We start from the raw sequence: 18,797 nt of genomic DNA on the forward strand, positions 1-18,797 counted from the left end.
GGGGTGGAAAGGGCCCTGCCGAAGAAGTGGTGCACGCCGGTACGGAGGCCGTCAGGGTGCCCCCGTACCGGCGTACGACTGGGTCGTGTCCGCGCAGCGGCGTCGTGCGTCACGCGCCACTGTGCGGACCCGGCCTAGGGATGCAGGAGCACTTTGCCGACCTTGGGGTCGCCGGACCCGACCAGCTCGATGGCCTGCGGGAACTCGGCGAGCGACAGCTCGTGCGTCACCAGCGGCGACGGGTCGAGCAGACCGGCCCCGAACATCCGCACCGTGTGCGCCCACGCGTCGGGCGGCGCGCCGAAGACCGTGTGCACCTCCAGCTGCCGCACCACCAGGTCGGTCGGGTCCAGGCCCTGGGCGCCCGGCGCCGGGATGCCCGTCAGGACCAGGCGCCCGCCGCGCCGCAGCAGCGCCGCGGCCGTACGGGCCGCGTCGGCGGACCCGGCCGTCTCGATGACGACGTCGAAGTCGCCGGGCAGCTCCTGGTCCTTGGTGCGGAAGCCGGTCGCGCCGAACCGCCGGGACAGCGCCTCACGGTCGTCCCGCGTGCCGACCACCAGCAGCTGGGCCGGGGAACCCGCCGCGAGGAACTGCACGGCGAACATCCCGAGCGTGCCCGTGCCGACCACGGCGACCCGCTCACCGGGCCGCGCGTTCGCCTTCAGCGCGGCGGCCGCGATGCAGGCGGCCGGCTCCAGCAGGGCGGCGGCGGTCAGGTCGCAGTCGTCCCGCAGGACGTGCAGCAGCCGCGCCGGGAGCGTGAGCGTGCCCGCCATCGCGCCGGGCTGCGTGAACCCGGTCTCCTCGTACCCGGCCGTGCACAGCGTCGTCTCGCCCGCGTGACAGCGGTCGCACACCTGGCAGTTGCGGAAGCCCTCGCCCACGACCCTGCGGCCGACCAGGCTCCCGGGCACCCCCGCGCCGACCGCCGAGACGGTCCCGGACCACTCGTGACCCGGCGTGAGCGGGTAACGCACGTAGCCCTCGGGCCGGTTGCCCTGGTACACCTCGCGGTCACTGCCGCAGATGCCCACGGCGTGCACGGTCACCAGCGCCTCGCCGGGGCCCGGCTCGCGCGGCTCGTGAGGAACGAGCCGGTGCGAGCCGGGCGCCTCGACGACGACGGCCGTGCTCACTGCGAGCCCTTCGGCCTGCGCTGCTCCCAACCCTCGGCCCACAGGTCGAAGCGGGCCTGCTGCTGCGGGAACTCGGCGGCGGCGTCGGTGTCCAGCTCCACACCGAGGCCCGGCGCGTCCGAGAGGTGGAAGCAGCCGTCCTCCGGGTTCACCTGCGGGGCGCCCTTGACGACCTTCTTGATCTCCGCGTCCGCGAAGTCGTTGAAGTGCTCCAGGATCTTGAAGTTCGGGGAGGTGAAGCCGACCTGGAGCGAGGCGGCGGTGAGGACGGAGCCGCCCACGTTGTGCGGCGCGACCATCATGTAGTGCGTCTCCGCCGTCGCGGCGAGCTTCCGCGTCTCCCAGATGCCGCCGATGTGGCCGACGTCCGGCTGGATGATGTCCACGGACTGGTCCTCGAACAGCTCGCGGAACTCGATCCGGTCGTGGATGCGCTCACCGGTGGCGACCGGCATGTCCACCTTGTCGGCGACCTTCTTGAGCGCCTTCAGGTTCTCCGGCGGCACCGGCTCCTCCAGCCAGGCCGGCTTGAACGGCGCGAGTTCCTTGGCCAGGCGGACGGCGGTGGAGGGCGAGAAGCGGCCGTGCATCTCCAGCATCAGCTCGGCCTCGGGGCCGATGGCGTCGCGGACGGCCTCGATGAGGGAGACGGCGTACAGCGTCTGCTCGTGGTCGAGCTCGAAGTGGCCGGTGCCGAACGGGTCGATCTTCAGCGCCCGGTAACCGCGCTCCATGACCCCCTGCGCGGCCTTGTGGTACGCCTCCGGGGTGCGCTCCGTGGTGTACCAGCCGTTGGCGTACGCCTTGACCTTGTCGGTGACCTTGCCGCCCAGCAGCTGCCAGACGGGGACGCCGAGGGCCTTGCCCTTGATGTCCCAGCAGGCCATCTCGACGACGGCGATGCCGGACATCACGATCTCGCCGGCGCGGCCGTAGTCGCCGTACTTCATGCGGCGGGTGAGGTCCTCGACAGCGAACGGGTCGGAACCGAGAATGTGGTTGGCCTCAGCCTCCTTCAGGTAGCCGAGAAGGGCGTCGGTGTGTCCGAGCATGCGGGTCTCGCCGACTCCCGTGATGCCCTCGTCGGTGTGCACCTGGACGTACGTCAGGTTGCGCCACGGCGTCCCGACCACGTGTGTGCTGATTCCGGTGATGCGCACGGCAGTTGCCCCTTGCTGCGTCGTTGTCGTTCTTTTTCGGTGCGGCTGCGTCTTGCTCTTGGTGCGGCTGCGTCTTGTTCGAGATTTCGTCACGCGTTCGAAATGCTGGCGTGACAGTAAGGATGCGGTGGTGGGAGTGTCAATGGGTCGGGCACATAACGGTTTCGGCAGTTTCGAGAACCGGTTTCGGGTGAAAGGCGCGCCGGAACCCTTGGTTCCCTACACAACTTTCACAGCGGGCACTAGGAAGGTCGTCCGACGGGAACTTAATCTTCCCGCGTCATGGACTACTGCCAGCCGTGCCGACGGCACCTGAACGGCGCCCTCGCCTGCCCGGGATGCGGGGCTCCGGCCGAGCGCGCCCAGGTCCAGTACGGGTACCAGCAGGTGTACGCCGGGCCTGCCGACGTTTCGCAAACAGGGGCGGGGGGTTTCGGCGCGGGGCCGGCGGGGGCGGCGGGGCCGGGCTGGGGTTCGTATGCGGGGCCGGGGCCGGATGCGGGTGTTGTGGGTGCCGGGGGCGGGGTCGGTGCGGGTGCGGGTGCGGGTGCTGGTGATGTGGGTCCCGGTGCCGGTGTGGACCCGTACGGCGATGACCTCGACGTCGGCGGCGATGGCGTGGACCGCGATGGCGTTGACGCGGATGACGACGCGGACGGGGACGGGGACGGGGACGGGGACGCGGATGCGGTGCCCCGTGGGCGGGCCGCACGGCGCCGGGGTGGTGCGGAACCCCCGGGCAGCCGGCGGGACCGCAAGGCGGCGGCGCATCGGCGGCGGCGTCGCCGGGTGCTGCTGATCGGTACGGGGTTCGTGCTGGCGGCGGGTGGGCTGAGCCTGGCGGAGTTGGGGGCGGACGCGCCGACCGACGCGCCGAGGCCCGCGGCGGCGGGCGGGGCGAGTGCGGACGGCGGGGCGTCGTCGGAGGCGGCCTCGTCGGCGGACGGAGCGGGTACCGGGCAGGCGTCGCGGCGGCCGTCGCCGTCGGTGTCGGAGTCGGGGACGAAGTCGGGGTCGCCTTCCGCCTCGCCGTCGGCGTCGGAGTCGTCGAAGCCGGAGGAGGACGAGACGTCCGAGGCGCCGGATGCCCGGACCCCGACGCCGGGGACGACGGCGCCCGCCGAGCCGCCCCCGACCGAGGAACCGAACGACCCGGCCCCGCAACCGACGGACCCGCCTCCGGCGCCCACTCCGACCCCGACGGAGACGTGCGACCGCTTCCTGTGGTGGTGCACGTAACGCTGCGCTGTGCCGCGGGGTGCCTCCGGCGGTTGGGCGGGGTGCCTGCGGCGGCCTGTGCGGGGTTGGTGGTGGCGGGTGCGACGCCTGCGGCGGCCTGTGCGGGTTCGGTGGTGGCGTGCGTCGCGCTGTCGGTTCGGTGGGTGGGTCGGGGCCGCGCCGGGGGGTGTCCGTCCTCGGAACGGCGCGGAATCGGTCACTTGAAAACGTCCTGGCGTTGACGCGCCAACCGCTGCGGGCGGACACCCCCCGACACGTCCCCTTCTCGCCGTACGCGACTGCGGCCCGGTGGCCCATCCCGCGCAGGTGACGGGCAGCGGGCGGCTACGGACCACCCAGCCGCGGGCAGTCGTGCCGCTGGGGCGGCACGGTGGGCGCGGGCGGCAACCCGATAGCGCCGGGCCGCGCGACCAACCTCGCGGTCACGCCAACGCCGGGCAACCGGACAACGCCGGACAGCCGAGCGGCGGGCAGCGGGGCGGCGGCACGTCGCAAGCCGCGGGCATGCGTGCCGCCCGGGGCGGCACGGGTGGGCGCGGGCGGCAACCCCGTGGCGCCGGGCCGCGCAACGCCCCCGCGGTCACCGCGACGCCGGGTCGCAGGGCGACGCCCGTCACCGTCGCGCCGCCGGTCACCGCGACCCCGGTCGCCGTCGTGCCCGCCGTACACGAAGGCCGCACCCCACGTCCAAGGGCACGGCCTCCGCCGTACGCAACGACCCGGTCAGACCAGCGTCACGCTGACGTCACCCCGCGTCGCCTTCGAGTACGGGCAGACCTCGTGCGCCTTCTTCAGAAGCGCCCGCGCGGTCCCCGCGTCCACGTTCGGAATCTCCGCCGAGATGGCGACGACCAGGCCGAACCCGTCCTCGTTCTTGCCGATCCCGACCTTCGCGGTGACCGTCGCCCCGGAGACGTCGGCCCCCTCCTGGCGGGCGACGACCCCCAGCGCGCTCTGGAAGCACGCGCTGTAGCCGGCGGCGAACAACTGCTCCGGATTGGTGCCGGTGCCGCTGCCGCCCATCTCCTTGGGCGGGTTCACGACCACGTCGAGCTTGCCGTCATCGGTGGCCACCCGGCCGTCGCGACCGTTCTCGGCGGTCGCCACGGCGGTGTACAGGACGTCGGACTGCTGGATGGGCATACGGTGCGTTCCTCCTCGTTCCGCCGCGACTCGCGCCCACGATCGCGGCGGGTTCGGAAAGAAGTTACCGTATTGCGGAAATATGAAGAAGGGGGAGTGGCGTCAGAGTTTGACGATCATCTTTCCCGTGTTGTCGCCGCGCAGGACCCCGAGGAACGCCTCCAGGTTGTTCTCGATGCCCTCGACCACCGTCTCGCGGTACTTCAGCTCGCCCGAGGCGACCCACGGGCCGACCTCCGCCACGAACTGCGGCTGCAGGTCGTAGTGGTCGCCGACCAGGAAGCCCTCGATGCGGCCGCGCGTCTGGATCAGCCGGGCGAGGTTGCGCGGTCCGGGCGCGGGCTCGGTGTTGTTGTAGACCGAGATCATGCCGCAGACGGCGATGCGCCCGTCGCGGTTGAGGCGGCCGATCGCGGCCTCCAGATGGTCGCCGCCGACGTTGTCGAAGTAGACGTCGATGCCGTCCGGCGCCGCCGCCTTGAGCTGCTCGTGCACCGGGCCCGCCTTGTAGTTGAAGGCGGCGTCGAAGCCGTACTCCTCGACCAGCAGCCTGACCTTCTCGTCCGAGCCCGCCGACCCGATGACGCGGGAGGCCCCCTTCAGCTTCGCGATCTGGCCGACCTGGCTGCCGACCGCCCCGGCCGCGCCGGACACGAACACCGCGTCGCCCTCCTTGAAGGACGCGGTGCGCAGCAGACCCGCGTAGGCCGTCAGACCGGTCATGCCGAGGACGCCGAGATACGTCGACAGCGGCGCGGCCTCCGGGTCCACCTTCACGGCGTTCTTCGCGTCCACCGCCGCGTACTCGCGCCAGCCGAAGAAGTGCAGGACGTGGTCGCCGACGGCGATGCCCTCCGCGTTCGACGCGACGACCTCGCCGACCGCGCCGCCCTGCATCACCTTGCCGAGCTCGAAGGGGGCCACGTACGACTTCGCGGCGCTCATGCGACCGCGCATGTACGGGTCCACGGAGAGGTACCTGTTCCGGACCAGGACCTGGCCCTCGCCGGGCGCCGGGACCTCCGCCTCGACCAGGGCGAAGTCCTCGGGCTTCGGCCAGCCCACCGGGCGGCTGAGCAGGTGCCATTCGCGGTTGATCATGACCAGACCTCTCGATTTACTTCAGTATCTGAAACAACAATGCGCCTGAATATTTCATGGTGTCAAGTAACTGGGTACGATGTGAGCCATGGCCACACCGCACAAGCCCCGCCGCCCAGACGCCCTGACGATGGAAGTCGTCGAGCTCATCGGCGAGGTCGTGTCCCGCTACCACGCGGACTACGAGGAGGCCGCCGCCGGCCACGCGCTCACCGGCGCCCAGGCGAAACTGCTGAGCCTGCTGTCGCTGGAGCCGCTGCCGATGCGCAAGCTGGCCCAGCAGCTGAAGTGCGAGCCGTCCAACGTGACCGGCATCGTCGACCGCCTGGAGGCCCGCGGCCTGGTGGAGCGCCGGCCCGCCCCCGCCGACCGCCGCGTGAAGGTCGCCGCGGCCACGGAGGAGGGCCGCCGCGTCGCCCGCAGCCTGCGCGAATCCCTGCGCTTCGCCCGCGAGCCGCTCGCCGCCCTCTCGGACGACGAGCGCGTGTCACTGCGGGACGCGCTGCGCCGGATGCTGGGGGAGGACGAGCACCCCGGCCACCCGTGACCGGCGGGCCGCCCGCCCTCGGTATGGTTCCCCCATGCGCGATCTTGGGGTGGGTTTCGGGTATCTGCTGAGGGGCCAGCGCTGGGTGGCCCGGCACGGCAGGCAGTACGGCTTCGGGCTGTTGCCCGGCCTCATCACGCTCGTCCTGTACGCGGCGGCGCTCGTGTCCCTGGCCCTGTGGGGCGAGGACCTCGTCGGCTGGGCGACGCCCTTCGCCGACGACTGGTCGAGCCCGTGGCAGGGCCTGTTCCGCGGCTTCCTGACCGCCGTCCTCTTCGTCCTCGCCCTGCTGCTGTCCGTCGTCACCTTCACCGCTGTCACGCTCCTGATCGGCCAGCCCTTCTACGAGAGCCTCTCCGAGCGGGTCGACCGCGACGTCTCCCCGGACGGCACCGCCCCCGAGTCGAACCTGCCGCTGTGGCGCGAGCTGTGGATCTCCGGCCGCGACAGCCTGCGCGTCGTCGTCCGCGCCGCCGCGTGGGGCGTGCTGCTGTTCGCGCTGGGCTTCGTCCCCGTCCTCGGCCAGACGGTCGTCCCGGTACTCGCCTTCGTCGTCACCGGCTTCTTCCTCACCGAGGAACTCGCCGCCGTCGCCCTCCAGCGCCGCGGTGTCGAACTGCGCGACCGCCTCACGCTCCTGCGTTCCCGCAAGGCCCTGATCTGGGGCTTCGGCACGCCCCTCGCGGTCGCCTTCCTGGTGCCGTTCGTCGCGGTGTTCCTGATGCCGGGCGCGGTCGCGGGCGCCACGCTCCTCGCCCGCGACCTGAGGGGCGAGGAGACCGAGGAGGACGGCACCAGGGCGCGGGCGAAGGAGGACGGCGCCACCTGCTGACCGGGACCGCCGTCGCCGCCCCGGCCGACTCGGGCGTGGGCCTCGCGTGCGCCGCTCGGTGACCGGACCGTCGTAGCCGTCCCGGCCGGCCTGGGCGTCAGCCTCGCGTGCGCCGCCTGCTGACCGGGACCGCCGTCGCCGCCCCCGGTCGGCTCGGGCGTCAGCCTTCCGTGCGCCGCCCGGTGGCCCAACCGCCGTAGCCGCCCCGGCGTCAGCCTCGCGTGCGCGTCGGGTCGCCCGCTTCCGTGGCCACCACCAGGATCGAGCGCACCTGCGCGACGATGTCCAGCCGGTTGCGCACGAACTCCGGGTCCGTGACCGCGCCGGTCGCCGGATCGGTGTTGCCCGCGCCGAACTGCAGCACCGGCGTGTGCACATGGCCGCCCGGCAGCACCGCGCCCAGCCCGAGCCGGTCCCGCAGCAGCGTCGCCCGGTAGGCGATCTCGTTGGACAGGTAGTCACCGCCGCCCCCGGCCCGCGCGGCCGACCCCGGCGTGGGCCCGTCCGGCCGCACCACCGGCTGTGTGCCGCCCGCCGGTATCTCCGTCACGCTCGTGTTGTCGTAGACGGGGAAGCGGCCGGTCTCCGCGTCCGTGACGGCCCCGTACGGCAGGGTCGTCGTCGTCCACTGCGGCTGGGAGGCCGGGTCGGCGACCGGGACCGTGCCGGTGGACGAGGCGTTCTCGTTGTCCGGGAAGCCGCCCCGCCAGGCGCCGTTGGTCCGCTCCACGTCGAAGCGGCCGACCCGGCCCTGGCTCACCGTCGTGAACAGGTCGACCTCCGGCAGATGGGGCCGCAGCGCCCGCTCCACCGCGCCGTCCGCGAAGTCCCGCCAGCGCACCGGGAACACGGCCGTCTCGACGCGCGCCGGGCCGTCCGCCGTCTCGATCACCGTGCCGTCGAGGGCCAGCGCCGTGGCCCCGGACGGGTTGGAGATCCGGATGTCCCGGTCCAGCGTGAACGGGTCGAACCCGGTCAGGAGGACCCGCCTGATGCCGTCGCCGTGCGGGTAGCGGATCGCGGTCTGGCCGCGCGAGGTCCGCTCCAGCTTGTCCAGCAGACCGGCCCGCTGCGCCTCGGTCAGCGCGAACTCCGGCTGCCAGGTGCGCACTTCGCGGGTCATGGCCAGCCGCGCCCAGTACAGCGGCCGGTCGTCGTCCCGGCTCAGGTCACCGCCCGCCGGACCCCGCCCCTGCACCCGGTCGACCGCCCGCCGCCACAGCGCCGAGCCCTCCCGTACGACGACCCGGCAAGCCTCGGCGGGGGAGCGGGCCGCGTCGAGCTTCCGGGCGAACTCCGCGGCCACGGCGTCGAATCCGGACCGCCGCAGGATCTCCCGGGGCACGTCCTTGTCGAGCCGCTGTTCCTCGACGGTCGGCGCGGACGCGGCGGGCGTCCCGGCCGCGCCCGCCGTCGCGGGGGTGGTGGCGAGCCCCGCCACCAGGGTCAGTCCGAGAACGCCGATCCGAACACGTAGGGAAGCCAAGGCAGTCCAGGTCCTTCCGTCGTCGCCGTGCGGTGCGTGGCACCGGAGGGCCGCAGTATGCGCGACGGAAGGGACGCGCGCCACGGTGTGTGGCGTCCGGTCGCGTCCGGACGGCCGTGCTCCGCGGGCGGCGGTCCGGCCGCCGGGAGGCCATGTCGTCCTGCCCGCCGGGGAGTTCAGCGGTCGGAACGCTCGCCCAGCAGGGTCAGGAAGTCGCGGAAGGCACCCGGCATGTCCACCGACTCCGGGTCCAACAGCCACTGGTACTGCAGTCCGTCCATCACCGCCACCAGCAGCGGGGCGGCGCGCTCCGGCGTCAGGCCGTTCGGGAGGCGGTCGCCGTACTCGGCGCGCAGGACGGCCGCCATGTTGGCCCGCACGCGCGTGTACCGCTCGCCGAAGTAGTCGCGGGCCGGATGCCCCTCCGTGACGCTCTCGCCGAGCAGCGCCGAGAACGTCTGGATGATGCCGGGCCGCATCGCGTTGTACTCGACCAGCGACGCCAGTAGGTCCAGCCGCCACTGGCTGTCGGGAACCGCGTCCCACCGGTCCCGCTCCCTGAGCACCGCGACGAGCAGCGCCTCCTTGGTCGGGAAGTGGTGCAGCAGGCCCTGCTGGGTGAGTCCCACCCGCTCCGCGACCGCGGCCAGGCTCGCGCCCCGGTAACCGCGCTCGGCGATCACCTCCAGGGCGGCCCGCACGATCTCCGCGCGCCGTTCCTCGCTTCTGGCCCGGGTCGTCATGGCGTCACCGTACGACATCCGCGGGACACGATTATCACGTAGAGGTAACGAAACCTACCGGTTGCCAGGCGTCGCGGGCAGGATGGAGACGTTCACCGGCTTTCGACGAGGAGGTGCCGCCGTGGCGGAGACAGAGGAGCAGCGGGACAAGGCCCGCGAGGCGGCCGTCGAGGAGGCCCTCGGCAGGCTCGGCCCGGACGCCAGGGCGCGGCTGCTGGCCGGGCAGGACATGTGGTCGCTGCCCGCCCTGCCGGAGATCGGCCTGCCGTCCCTCGTCATGTCCGACGGCCCGATCGGCGTCCGCGGCGTGCGCTGGACCGCCGACGACCCGTCCGTGGCGCTGCCCTCGCCGACCGCGCTCGCCGCCACCTGGGACCCGGAACTCGCCCGCCGCGCCGGCGTGCTGCTCGCCCAGGAGGCCCGCCGCAAGGGCGTGCACGTCCTGCTCGCGCCCACCGTCAACCTGCACCGCTCCCCGCTCGGCGGCCGGCACTTCGAGGCCTACAGCGAGGACCCCTACCTGACCGGCCGCATCGGCAGCGGCTATGTGCGCGGCGTCCAGTCCGGCGGCGTCGGCACCACCGTCAAGCACTTCGTCGCCAACGACGCCGAGACCGACCGCTTCACCGTGGACAACCAGATCTCCGAACGCGCCCTGCGCGAGCTGTACCTGGCGCCCTTCGAGGCCATCGTGGCGAACGCCCGGCCGTGGGGCATCATGACCGCCTACAACACGGTCAACGGCACCACGATGACCGAGCACCACCGCCTCGTGAACGAAGTCCTGCGCGGCGAATGGGGCTTCGACGGCTTCAACGTCTCCGACTGGACGGCCGCCCGCTCCACCACCGGCGCCATCGAGGGCGGCCTCGACGTCGCCATGCCCGGCCCGCAGACCGTCTACGGCGAGGCCCTCGCCCGCGCGGTGCGCGACGGCCGGGTGTCCCAGGCCACCGTCGACGACGCCGTCCGCCGCGTCCTCCGGCTCGCCGCCCGCGTCGGCATCCTGCCCGGCGCCGAACCGGCCGTCGCCCCCGACGACCTGCCCGCCCCCGTCGACGGCGAGGCCCTCGCCCGCGAGATCGCCCGCCGCTCCTTCGTCCTCGTCCGCAACGAGAGGACCGCGCTGCCGCTGAGGCCCGGCCGCAAGGTCGCCCTGATCGGCGCCGCCGCCCGCGACGCCCGCGTCCTCGGCGGCGGCTCCGCCACCGTCTTCCCGGCCCGCGTCGTCTCCCCGCTCGACGGCCTCACCGCCGCCCTCCCCGAAGGCACCCTCAGCTACGCCGTCGGCGCCGACCCCAACACCGAACTCGCCGTCGCCGACAAGGGCTTCACACTGCGCGCCGTCTGCCGCGACGCCGCCGGCGACATCATCGGCACCGGCTCCGCACCGAGCGGCCAGATCCAGTGGATGGGCTCCGACCTCCCCGACGGCGTCACCCACGACACCCTGCACACCGTCGAACTCACCGGCACCTTCACGCCGCGCGAGACCGGCACGCACACCTTCGGCATCAAGGGCATCGGCGCCTTCACCCTCACCGTCGACGGCACGACGTACTTCGACGGCGAACAGCGCCCCACCAAGGACGACCCGTTCATCAGCTTCTTCGGCGCCCCCGAGCCGCGCGCCGAGGCCCGTCTCACCGCCGGCGAACCCGTCGAGGTGTCCCTGCGGTACGTCGTCGAGTTCCCCGAGGACCTCCCGATGAAGGTCGTCGGCTTCACCCTCTGCCACCAGGAACCGCTCCGCGACCCCGACGAACTGATCGCCGAGGCCGTCGAGGCGGCCCGCGGCGCCGACACCGCCGTGGTCGTCGTCGCCACCACCGACCGCGTCGAGTCCGAGGGCTTCGACCGCACCGACCTCGCCCTGCCCGGCCGCCAGGACGACCTGGTCCGCGCCGTCGCCGCCGCCAACCCGGACACCGTCGTGGTCGTCAACTCCGGCTCCCCGGTCGAACTGCCCTGGCGCGAGGACGTCGCCGCCGTGCTGCTCAGCTGGTTCCCCGGCCAGGAGGGCGGCGCCGCCCTCGCCGACGTGCTGACCGGCGCCGCCGAACCGGGCGGCCGGCTGCCCACCACCTGGGGCTCCCTCCGGGACGCCCCCGTCACCCGGGTCGTCCCCGAGGACGGCCGGCTCCCCTACGACGAGGGCGTGTTCATCGGCTACCGCGCCTGGCAGCGGGAGGGCCGCACCCCGGCCTACCCCTTCGGCCACGGCCTCGGCTACACCGACTGGAGCTACGAGTCCGTGGCGGTCGACGGCACCACCGCCAGGGTCCGCGTCCGCAACACCGGCGACCGGCCGGGCCGCGAGGTCGTGCAGATCTACGTGGCGCCCACCGCGCCCGGCACGGACCGCCCCACGTGCTGGCTGGCCGGATTCGCCGGCGTCGAGGCCGCGCCCGGCGACAGCGTCGAGGCCGTCGTGGAACTGCCGCGCCGCGCCTTCGAGATCTGGGACGAGTCGGCCAACTCGTGGACCCTTGTGAAGGGTTCGTACGAACTTCAGGCCGGACGCTCGATCACGGACCGCAGGATCACCACGACGATTAACGTCTGATCCGGGACAAGTCCCTCACGAACAGCCCCGGTCCGGAACCTGACCCCGGACCGGGGCTCGTGCGTCCCGCCTCCCGCGCGGGCACGCGGGCGGACCCCGGTGTGGCAGACTCGCGGGCCGACACACGTCGGTTCGGGGGAGAACACGCATGCATCCAGGCCGGCAACAGGACGCGTACCCACCGCAGGGCCTCGTCACCCGGGTCTCCCCGGGCGCGACGGCACTGCCGGGCCGGGCGGCCAGGCGCATGCGCGGCGGGACCGCCTGACCCGCGCGACGCGCCCGGCCGACGCACCGCTAACGCACCGAGAACGCGTACACCGTCTCCGACCGGTACACCTCGCCCGGCCGCAGCACCGTGCTCGGGAACTCCGGCCGGTTCGGGGAGTCGGGGAAGTGCTGGGTCTCCAGCGCGATGCCGTCGCCGGGCGCGAAGGGCTCGCCCAGGTAGTCCCCGGTGTAGAGCTGAAGGCCCGGTTCGGTGGTCGACACGGTCAGCACCCGCCCGGACGCCGGATCGTGCAGCTCGGCCACCTCGACGGGGGAGGCCGTGACGCCCTTGTCCAGCACGAAGTTGTGGTCGTAACCGGCGCCCGTCTTGCGCGGCTGCCGGAAGTCGAAGCGGGTGCCCGCCACGTCCTGAAGGACACCCGTCGGAATCAGGTCCGCGTCGACCGGCGTGAACCGGGCCGCCGCCAGCCGCAGTTCATGACCACCCGCGTCACCGGCGCGGGCACCCGCCAGATTGAAGTAGCCGTGATGCGTCAGATTCACCACCGTCAAAGCGTCCGTCACCGCCTCGTAGGCGAAGCGCAGCGCACCCGACTCGTCCAGCGTGTACGTCGCCGTGACCGCCAGGCGGCCCGGGAAGCCCTCCTCGCCGTGCGGACTGACCCGCGTCAGACGCAGACCGTGCTCGACCTCGGTGACGTCCCACACCCGCTTGTCGAAACCGCGCTCCCCGCCGTGCAGCGAGTTCGGCCCGTCGTTCCGCGCGAGCGCGTACGTACGCCCGTCCAGCGGGAAACGGCCGCCGGCGATCCGGTTGGCGTACCGCCCGATCAGCGCGCCGAAGTACGGCTCAGGGCACGCCACATAACCGGCCAGGTCGTCGAAACCGAGCACCACGTCCGCCGCGCGCCCGTCCCGGTCCGGGACCTCAAGCCCCTGCACGATCCCGCCGTACGACAGCACCCGTACCCGCACCCCCGCGCGCTCCAGGGTCCAGCGGTGGACCGGGGAGCCGTCGGGAAGCGTGCCGAAGAGTTCGCTCATGGGCGAAACCCTAAGTCAGGGCCGCCGCGCCGTGACGGAACGGTAGGCGATCTCCGCCAACCGGGCCTGGCCGTTCACACTCGGGTGGAACCAGTCCCAGTGGCTCAACTGGTCCGTGCCGAAACGGTAGTCGTGGACCGCGCCGCCGTCCGTACGGCACCGCTTGTCCTTCGCGCAGACCTGCGCCAGCACCTCGTTGTACTCCTGCACCCGCTGGTGCACCGTCTCCCGGCGCAGCGTCGCCGCCGCGTCCACGGCCTCCGCGTCACCCAGCATCGACGGGCAGATGCCCAGCTTCCACACCTGCCTGCCGAGCGCGCTGGTGCGGCCCTGGGCCCACAGCCGCTTCAGGTTCGGCACGCTCGCCACGTACACCTGCGTCTTCGGCAGCGCCTCGCGCACGGTGCGCATGGCCTTCTCGAAGTCGGCGCGGAACGAGGCGACCGACGTCATCGCCGAGGTCGTCGGCCGGCAGGCGTCGTTCGCCCCGACGAGCACCGTCACCAGCTCCGGCTCGTGCCGGACCGCCCGCGCCATCTGGGCCGGCAGGTCCGCCATCCGGGCGCCGGACACGGCGTGGTTCCAGCTCCGCCGGGCCGCCCCCGCCTTCCCCAGCAGCCGTACGGCCAGGCTGTCGACCCTCGGACTGCTGCCCGTCGCCCACGACACCTCACGGCAGTCCGACAGGACCTCGCAGGCGTCGAAACCGGTGGTGATGGAGTCGCCGACGGCGGCCACCGAGGACGGGCTGCGGTCCCACACCGGCGTCGGCTTCGGCGACGGCACCGCGCGTGTCGGGGAACCGGACGGGCCGGGGGAGTCGCCACCGACCGCGTCGCACCCGGCGACCCCCACGACGGCCAGCGCCACAACGGCGGCCACGGCCCGCGCCCGCGCTCGCATCCCCATGCCCCGGTGGTCCCCTCGGTCGGCGTACAAAGGTCTTCCTCCATGACAACGCGCGAGGGTTCCCGGACCGGCCCGGAGCGACATCCCGGACCCGTACAAGCGTCCCCCTGGGTGAATGCGGGGGTTTCGGGGCACCGGGACAGACAGTACGTCACACCGTTCACGCCCCCGCGCGGTAGCCTCGGCCCATGGCCGCCGCGCCACTGCCCGCCCCGTAACGACAAGTCCCGCTCAGCCCGGAGGTCCAGGTGACGACACGTGGAGTTCTGTACGTGCACTCCGCGCCGCGCGCGCTGTGCCCGCACGTCGAGTGGGCCGTCGCCGGGGTGCTCGGCACGCGCGTCAGCCTCGACTGGATCCGGCAGCCCGCCGCGCCCGGCACCTGGCGCTCGGAGTTCTCCTGGCAGGGCGAGGCCGGCGCCGCCTCCAAGCTGGCGTCCGCGCTGAGGGGCTGGCACCTGCTGCGCTTCGAGGTCACCGCCGAGCCCTGCGCCACCGCCGAGGGCGAGCGCTACAGCTGCACCCCCGACCTCGGCATCTTCCACGCCGTCACCGGCATCCACGGCGACATCCTCATCCCCGAGGACCGGCTGCGCGCCGCCCTCCAGCGCTCCCAGCGCGGGGAGACCGACCTGGAGGCGGAGCTGGCCAAGCTCCTCGGCAAGCCGTGGGACGACGAGTTGGAGCCGTTCCGGTACGCGGGCGAGGGCGCCCCGGTGAGATGGCTCCACCAGGTGGTCTGAGAGACGCTCGGGGAAACGCCCGCCAGAAACGCGGGCCAGACTCGTCGCACGCTCCGCCGCGTGGCCGCGACCGGCCCCACGACGCCCGCACCTGCGGCACCCGGACGACACGACGACGAACGGCCCGGCCCCCCGAAGGGAGCCGGGCCGTTCACGACCGAGTACGGGTCACACGGTCCGGAACGCCAGCACCACGTTGTGCCCGCCGAAGCCGAACGAGTCGTTCAGCGCGGCGATCCGCCCGTCCACGGGCAGCTTCCGCGCCTCACCGCGCACCACGTCCGCGTTGGCCTCGGCCTCCGGGTCGAGGTTCTCCACGTTGATGGTCGGCGGAGCCACCCGGTGGTACAGCGCGAGCACGGACGCCACCGTCTCGACACCACCGGCGCCACCGAGCAGATGCCCGGTCATCGACTTGGTCGCGGACACCGCCATGTGGTCCGCGTCGTCGCCGAACACCTTCCGCAGCGCCTTCAGCTCGGCGATGTCACCGGCCGGCGTCGACGTGGCGTGCGCGTTGACGTGCACGAGCTCGGCCGGGTCCAGGTCGGTGCGGTCCAGCAGGTTCTGCAGGGCGTGCGCGATGCCGCGGCCCTCGGGCTCCGGCTGCACGATGTCGTGGCTGTCGGCGGAGACGCCCTGCCCGACCGCCTCGGCGTACACCCGCGCACCGCGCTTCGCGGCGTGCTCGGCGGACTCCAGGACGACCACGCCGGCGCCCTCGCCGAGGACGAAGCCGTCACGGGCGACGTCGTAGGGCCGCGAGGCGCCCTGCGGGTCGTCGTTGTTCTTGGACATCGCCATCATGTTGCCGAACGCGGCGATGGGCAGCGGGTGGATCGCCGCCTCCGTGCCACCCGCGACGACGACGTCGGCGCGGCCGGTGCGGATCATCTCGATGGCGTAGCCGATGGCCTCGGCGCCCGAGGCGCAGGCCGAGACCGGCGTGTGCACGCCCGCGCGGGCGCCCACGGCCAGACCGACGTTCGCCGACGGGCCGTTCGGCATCAGCATCGGAACGGTGTGCGGGGAGACGCGGCGTACGCCCTTCTCCTTCAGCACGTCGTACTGGTCGAGCAGGGTCGTCACGCCACCGATGCCGGACGCGATGACCGCGCCCAGCCGGTCGGGGTCGACGGAACCGTCGTCACCGGCCTTGCCGGTGAAGCCCGCGTCGGCCCACGCCTCCTGGGCGGCGATCAGCGCGAACTGCGCCGAACGGTCCAGTCGGCGGGCCTGCGGCCGCGGGATGACCTCGGAGGGTTCCACGGCGATCTGGGCCGCGATGCGGACCGCCTGGTCGGCGGCCCACTCCTGCTCCAGCGGCTTGACGCCGGAACGTCCGGCGATCAGGCCTTCCCAGGTAGAGGCTGCGTCGCCACCCAGCGGTGTGGTTGCGCCGATACCGGTGACGACCACGGTGCGATTGGTCGGACTCACGGGAATTCTTTCTCCAACGGATTCGAGGAGGACTACCCCCGCCCAGGCGGGGAGAACGGCGCCACCGCCGGGTGGCGGGGCCGGGCACCGGCCCGAGCAGTGACTCAGGCCTGGTGCTTGAGGATGTAGTCGGTCGCGTCGCCGACGGTCTTGAGGTTCTTGACGTCGTCGTCCGGGATCTTGACGTCGAAGCGCTCCTCGGCGGCGACGACGACCTCGACCATGGACAGCGAGTCGACGTCCAGGTCGTCGGTGAAGGACTTGTCCAGCTGGACGTCCTCGGCGGGGATGCCGGCGATCTCGTTCACGATCTCGGCGAGACCGGCGACGATCTCTTCCTGAGTGGCGGCCATGTCAGGCGCTCCTTCGTAGTTTTCCAGAGGGTGTGGCGCCCGCCGCGTCAGCGGCAGGTGTCTGCGGTTCCCGTACCGGACGTAAATCCGGCACTGAGTGCCTAAGGGAGGGTAACGACCGTCGCGGCGTACACGAGACCCGCCCCGAATCCGATGACGAGGGCGGTGTCACCGCTCTTCGCCTCGCCGGTCGCCAGAAGCCGCTCCATCGCGAGCGGAATCGACGCGGCCGACGTGTTGCCGGTGGTGCGCACGTCGCGCGCGACCGTGACGTGCTCCGGCAGTTTGAGGGTCTTCACCATCGAGTCGATGATCCGCTCGTTGGCCTGGTGCGGAATGAAGACGTCCAGGTCGGCCGGGCTGATCCCGGCGACCTCCAGCGCCTCCTGGGCGACCTTCGCCATCTCGAACACGGCCCAGCGGAACACCGCTTGGCCCTCCTGCGTGATGGCGGGGAACTTGATGTTGCCCTTGCTGTCGAGGGGCAGCTTCGACACGTCGCCGACGGCGAACTCGTTCCACGGCACGGTCTGCTTGATGGTCTCGGACTTGTCGCCCTCGGAACCCCACACCGTCGGGCCGATCGCCGGCTCCTCGGAGGGGCCCACCACGACAGCGCCCGCGCCGTCGCCGAACAGGAAGGCCGTCGCCCGGTCCTCCGGGTCGGTCAGGTCGCTGAGCCGCTCCACGCCGATGACCAGCACGTACTCGGCGGAACCCTCCACGATCAGGCCCTTGGCGAGGGTGAGGCCGTAGCCGAAGCCCGCGCAGCCCGCCGAGATGTCGAAGGCGGCGGCCCGGTCCGTGCCCAGCTTGTCGGCGATCCCGGTCGCGACGGCCGGGGTCTGCCGGAAGTTGGAGACCGTGGAGACGATCACGGCGCCGATCCGCTCGGGCGCGATACCGGCGGCGGCGATGGCCTTCCCGGACGCCTCGACGGACATCGCGGCGACGGTCTCGTCGTCGTTCGCCCAGTGCCGCGTCTCGATGCCGGAGCGCGAGCGGATCCACTCGTCGGAGGAATCGATCCGCTCCAGGATGACCTCGTTCGGCACGATCCGGGTCGGGCGGTAGCCGCCGACGCCGAGGATGCGCGCGTACGGGGCGCCCTTGCTGGGCTTGATCTTCGCCATGCGGTAGGGCTCCTTAGGGCGTCAGGCGCCCGCTGCGTCGGCAGCGGGTTCGGACGCGGTGGCGGCGAGCTCGCGGGCCGCGTCGAGGTCGTCGGGGGTCTTCAGGGCCAGCGTCCGCACGCCGGGCAGGGCGCGCTTGGCGAGGCCGGTCAGGGTGCCGCCCGGGCACACCTCGATCAGCGCGGTGACGCCGAGCTCCTTGAACGTCTCCATGCACAGGTCCCAGCGGACCGGGTTGGCGACCTGGCCGACCAGCCGCTCCAGCACCTCGGCGCCGGTGCCGACGGTGCGGCCGTCCCGGTTGGAGACGTAGGCGGTCGTCGGGTCGGCGGGCGCCAGCTCCTCGGCGGCCTCGGCGAGCCGGTCCACGGCGGGCGCCATGTGGTGCGTGTGGAAGGCCCCGGCCACCTTCAGCGCGATCACCTTGCGGACGCCCTCGGGCTTGTCCTCGTTCAGCGCGGCGAGCTGCTCCAGCGTGCCCGCCGCGACGATCTGGCCCGCGCCGTTCATGTTGGCCGGGGTCAGGCCCAGCTTCTCCAGGTGCGGCACCGTGACCTCGGGGTCGCCGCCGAGCAGCGCCGCCATGCCGGTCTCGGTGACCGCGGCGGCCTCGGCCATGGCCAGACCCCGCTTGCGTACGAGGGTGAGCGCCGCGGTGTCGTCCAGGACGCCGGCGAACGCGGCGGCCGTGATCTCGCCGACGCTGTGCCCCGCGACCGCGCCCGGCGCGATGTCACCGAGTGCCGCGGCGGACAGGAGCCCGGCCGCGACCAGCAGCGGCTGTGCCACGGCGGTGTCACGGATCTCGTCCGCGTCGGCCTTCGTGCCGTAGTGGGCGAGGTCGAGACCGATGGCGTCCGACCATGCGGCGACGCGGTCGGTGGCACCGGGGAGTTCGAGCCAGGGGGTCAGGAAGCCGGGCGTCTGGGCGCCCTGGCCGGGAGCGACGAGTACGAGCACTCTCACACTCTCTCTTGGGTACGGGCAC

General features: G+C 72.8%; 16 protein-coding genes. 4 read left to right on the plus strand and 12 right to left on the minus strand.

Annotated features, from left to right (window positions below; all coding sequences use genetic code 11):
* Positions 1 to 134: 134 nt before the first annotated feature.
* From QC282_RS10955 to QC282_RS10970, 4 genes are all read right to left on the minus strand, one after another.
* Positions 135 to 1,139 carry a zinc-binding dehydrogenase gene (locus QC282_RS10955; protein ID WP_279549061.1) on the minus strand — a complete coding sequence of 335 codons (1,005 nt, stop codon included), beginning with the start codon at positions 1,137 to 1,139 and terminating at the stop codon, positions 135 to 137.
* Complete coding sequence (locus QC282_RS10960) at positions 1,136 to 2,299, minus strand: mandelate racemase/muconate lactonizing enzyme family protein (protein ID WP_279549062.1); 1,164 nt, start codon at positions 2,297 to 2,299, stop codon at positions 1,136 to 1,138. The genes QC282_RS10955 and QC282_RS10960 overlap by 4 nt, the downstream gene beginning before the upstream one ends.
* Before the next feature lie 1,962 nt (positions 2,300 to 4,261).
* Positions 4,262 to 4,681: an organic hydroperoxide resistance protein gene (locus QC282_RS10965; RefSeq protein ID WP_279549063.1), complete on the minus strand. Its 420-nt coding sequence runs from the start codon at positions 4,679 to 4,681 to the stop codon at positions 4,262 to 4,264.
* A gap of 102 nt (positions 4,682 to 4,783) precedes the next feature.
* Positions 4,784 to 5,782, minus strand: a complete 999-nt coding sequence (locus tag QC282_RS10970) for an NADP-dependent oxidoreductase (RefSeq protein ID WP_279549064.1) — start codon at positions 5,780 to 5,782, stop codon at positions 4,784 to 4,786.
* An 88-nt stretch (positions 5,783 to 5,870) separates the two neighbouring features.
* Here QC282_RS10970 and QC282_RS10975 point away from each other — a divergent pair, with 88 nt between their 5' ends.
* Together QC282_RS10975 and QC282_RS10980 are read left to right on the plus strand one after the other, a co-directional pair.
* Positions 5,871 to 6,329 carry a MarR family winged helix-turn-helix transcriptional regulator gene (locus QC282_RS10975; protein WP_279549065.1) on the plus strand — a complete coding sequence of 153 codons (459 nt, stop codon included), beginning with the start codon at positions 5,871 to 5,873 and terminating at the stop codon, positions 6,327 to 6,329.
* A 34-nt stretch (positions 6,330 to 6,363) separates the two neighbouring features.
* Positions 6,364 to 7,161 carry an EI24 domain-containing protein gene (locus QC282_RS10980; protein ID WP_279549066.1) on the plus strand — a complete coding sequence of 266 codons (798 nt, stop codon included), beginning with the start codon at positions 6,364 to 6,366 and terminating at the stop codon, positions 7,159 to 7,161.
* Positions 7,162 to 7,372: 211 nt separating this feature from the next.
* Here QC282_RS10980 and QC282_RS10985 read toward each other — a convergent pair whose 3' ends face one another.
* Positions 7,373 to 8,647, minus strand: a complete 1,275-nt coding sequence (locus QC282_RS10985; protein ID WP_279549067.1) for a pyroglutamyl peptidase — start codon at positions 8,645 to 8,647, stop codon at positions 7,373 to 7,375.
* Between the two features lie 176 nt (positions 8,648 to 8,823).
* Positions 8,824 to 9,408, minus strand: coding sequence for a TetR/AcrR family transcriptional regulator (locus QC282_RS10990; protein ID WP_279549068.1), 585 nt, complete (start codon positions 9,406 to 9,408; stop codon positions 8,824 to 8,826).
* Positions 9,409 to 9,511: 103 nt separating this feature from the next.
* Here QC282_RS10990 and QC282_RS10995 point away from each other — a divergent pair, with 103 nt between their 5' ends.
* Positions 9,512 to 11,956 (plus strand): glycoside hydrolase family 3 protein, encoded by a 2,445-nt coding sequence (locus QC282_RS10995; RefSeq protein ID WP_279549069.1) that lies wholly within the window; start codon positions 9,512 to 9,514, stop codon positions 11,954 to 11,956.
* 297 nt (positions 11,957 to 12,253) lie between these two features.
* On the opposite strand, the gene QC282_RS11000 is transcribed toward QC282_RS10995, so the two are convergent.
* Positions 12,254 to 13,231, minus strand: a complete 978-nt coding sequence (locus tag QC282_RS11000) for a galactose mutarotase (protein ID WP_279549070.1) — start codon at positions 13,229 to 13,231, stop codon at positions 12,254 to 12,256.
* Positions 13,232 to 13,246: 15 nt separating this feature from the next.
* Positions 13,247 to 14,140 (minus strand): SGNH/GDSL hydrolase family protein, encoded by an 894-nt coding sequence (locus tag QC282_RS11005; protein WP_279549071.1) that lies wholly within the window; start codon positions 14,138 to 14,140, stop codon positions 13,247 to 13,249.
* A 248-nt stretch (positions 14,141 to 14,388) separates the two neighbouring features.
* On the opposite strand from QC282_RS11005, the gene QC282_RS11010 reads away from it, so the two are divergent.
* On the plus strand, positions 14,389 to 14,883 hold the full coding sequence (locus tag QC282_RS11010; RefSeq protein WP_279549072.1) for a DUF3145 domain-containing protein: 495 nt from the start codon (positions 14,389 to 14,391) through the stop codon (positions 14,881 to 14,883).
* A gap of 168 nt (positions 14,884 to 15,051) precedes the next feature.
* Here the strand turns inward: QC282_RS11010 and fabF are convergent, their stop codons facing one another.
* From fabF to QC282_RS11030, 4 genes are all read right to left on the minus strand, one after another.
* Positions 15,052 to 16,323, minus strand: a complete 1,272-nt coding sequence (gene fabF, locus QC282_RS11015) for a beta-ketoacyl-ACP synthase II (protein WP_279549073.1) — start codon at positions 16,321 to 16,323, stop codon at positions 15,052 to 15,054.
* A gap of 104 nt (positions 16,324 to 16,427) precedes the next feature.
* Entirely contained in the window at positions 16,428 to 16,676 is a 249-nt protein-coding gene (locus QC282_RS11020) for an acyl carrier protein (protein WP_279549074.1), read from the minus strand.
* 101 nt (positions 16,677 to 16,777) lie between these two features.
* A complete protein-coding gene (locus tag QC282_RS11025) occupies positions 16,778 to 17,809 on the minus strand; it encodes a ketoacyl-ACP synthase III (RefSeq protein ID WP_279549075.1) in 1,032 nt (343 codons plus the stop codon).
* 21 nt (positions 17,810 to 17,830) lie between these two features.
* Positions 17,831 to 18,769 (minus strand): ACP S-malonyltransferase, encoded by a 939-nt coding sequence (locus tag QC282_RS11030; RefSeq protein WP_279549076.1) that lies wholly within the window; start codon positions 18,767 to 18,769, stop codon positions 17,831 to 17,833.
* Positions 18,770 to 18,797 lie beyond the last annotated feature (28 nt).

It is taken from the genome of Streptomyces sp. DH24, assembly GCF_029813775.1.
In the GTDB taxonomy this organism is placed as follows: domain Bacteria; phylum Actinomycetota; class Actinomycetes; order Streptomycetales; family Streptomycetaceae; genus Streptomyces.

Coding starts and splice junctions, on each gene's coding strand:
- QC282_RS10965 (WP_279549063.1), bottom strand. CDS start 4,681: ATGCCCATCCAGCAGTCCGACGTCCTGTACACCGCCGTGGCGACCGCC.
- QC282_RS10970 (WP_279549064.1), bottom strand. CDS start 5,782: ATGATCAACCGCGAATGGCACCTGCTCAGCCGCCCGGTGGGCTGGCCG.
- QC282_RS10975 (WP_279549065.1), top strand. CDS start 5,871: ATGGCCACACCGCACAAGCCCCGCCGCCCAGACGCCCTGACGATGGAA.
- QC282_RS10980 (WP_279549066.1), top strand. CDS start 6,364: ATGCGCGATCTTGGGGTGGGTTTCGGGTATCTGCTGAGGGGCCAGCGC.
- QC282_RS10990 (WP_279549068.1), bottom strand. CDS start 9,408: ATGTCGTACGGTGACGCCATGACGACCCGGGCCAGAAGCGAGGAACGG.
- QC282_RS11000 (WP_279549070.1), bottom strand. CDS start 13,231: ATGAGCGAACTCTTCGGCACGCTTCCCGACGGCTCCCCGGTCCACCGC.
- QC282_RS11005 (WP_279549071.1), bottom strand. CDS start 14,140: ATGGGGATGCGAGCGCGGGCGCGGGCCGTGGCCGCCGTTGTGGCGCTG.
- QC282_RS11020 (WP_279549074.1), bottom strand. CDS start 16,676: ATGGCCGCCACTCAGGAAGAGATCGTCGCCGGTCTCGCCGAGATCGTG.
- QC282_RS11025 (WP_279549075.1), bottom strand. CDS start 17,809: ATGGCGAAGATCAAGCCCAGCAAGGGCGCCCCGTACGCGCGCATCCTC.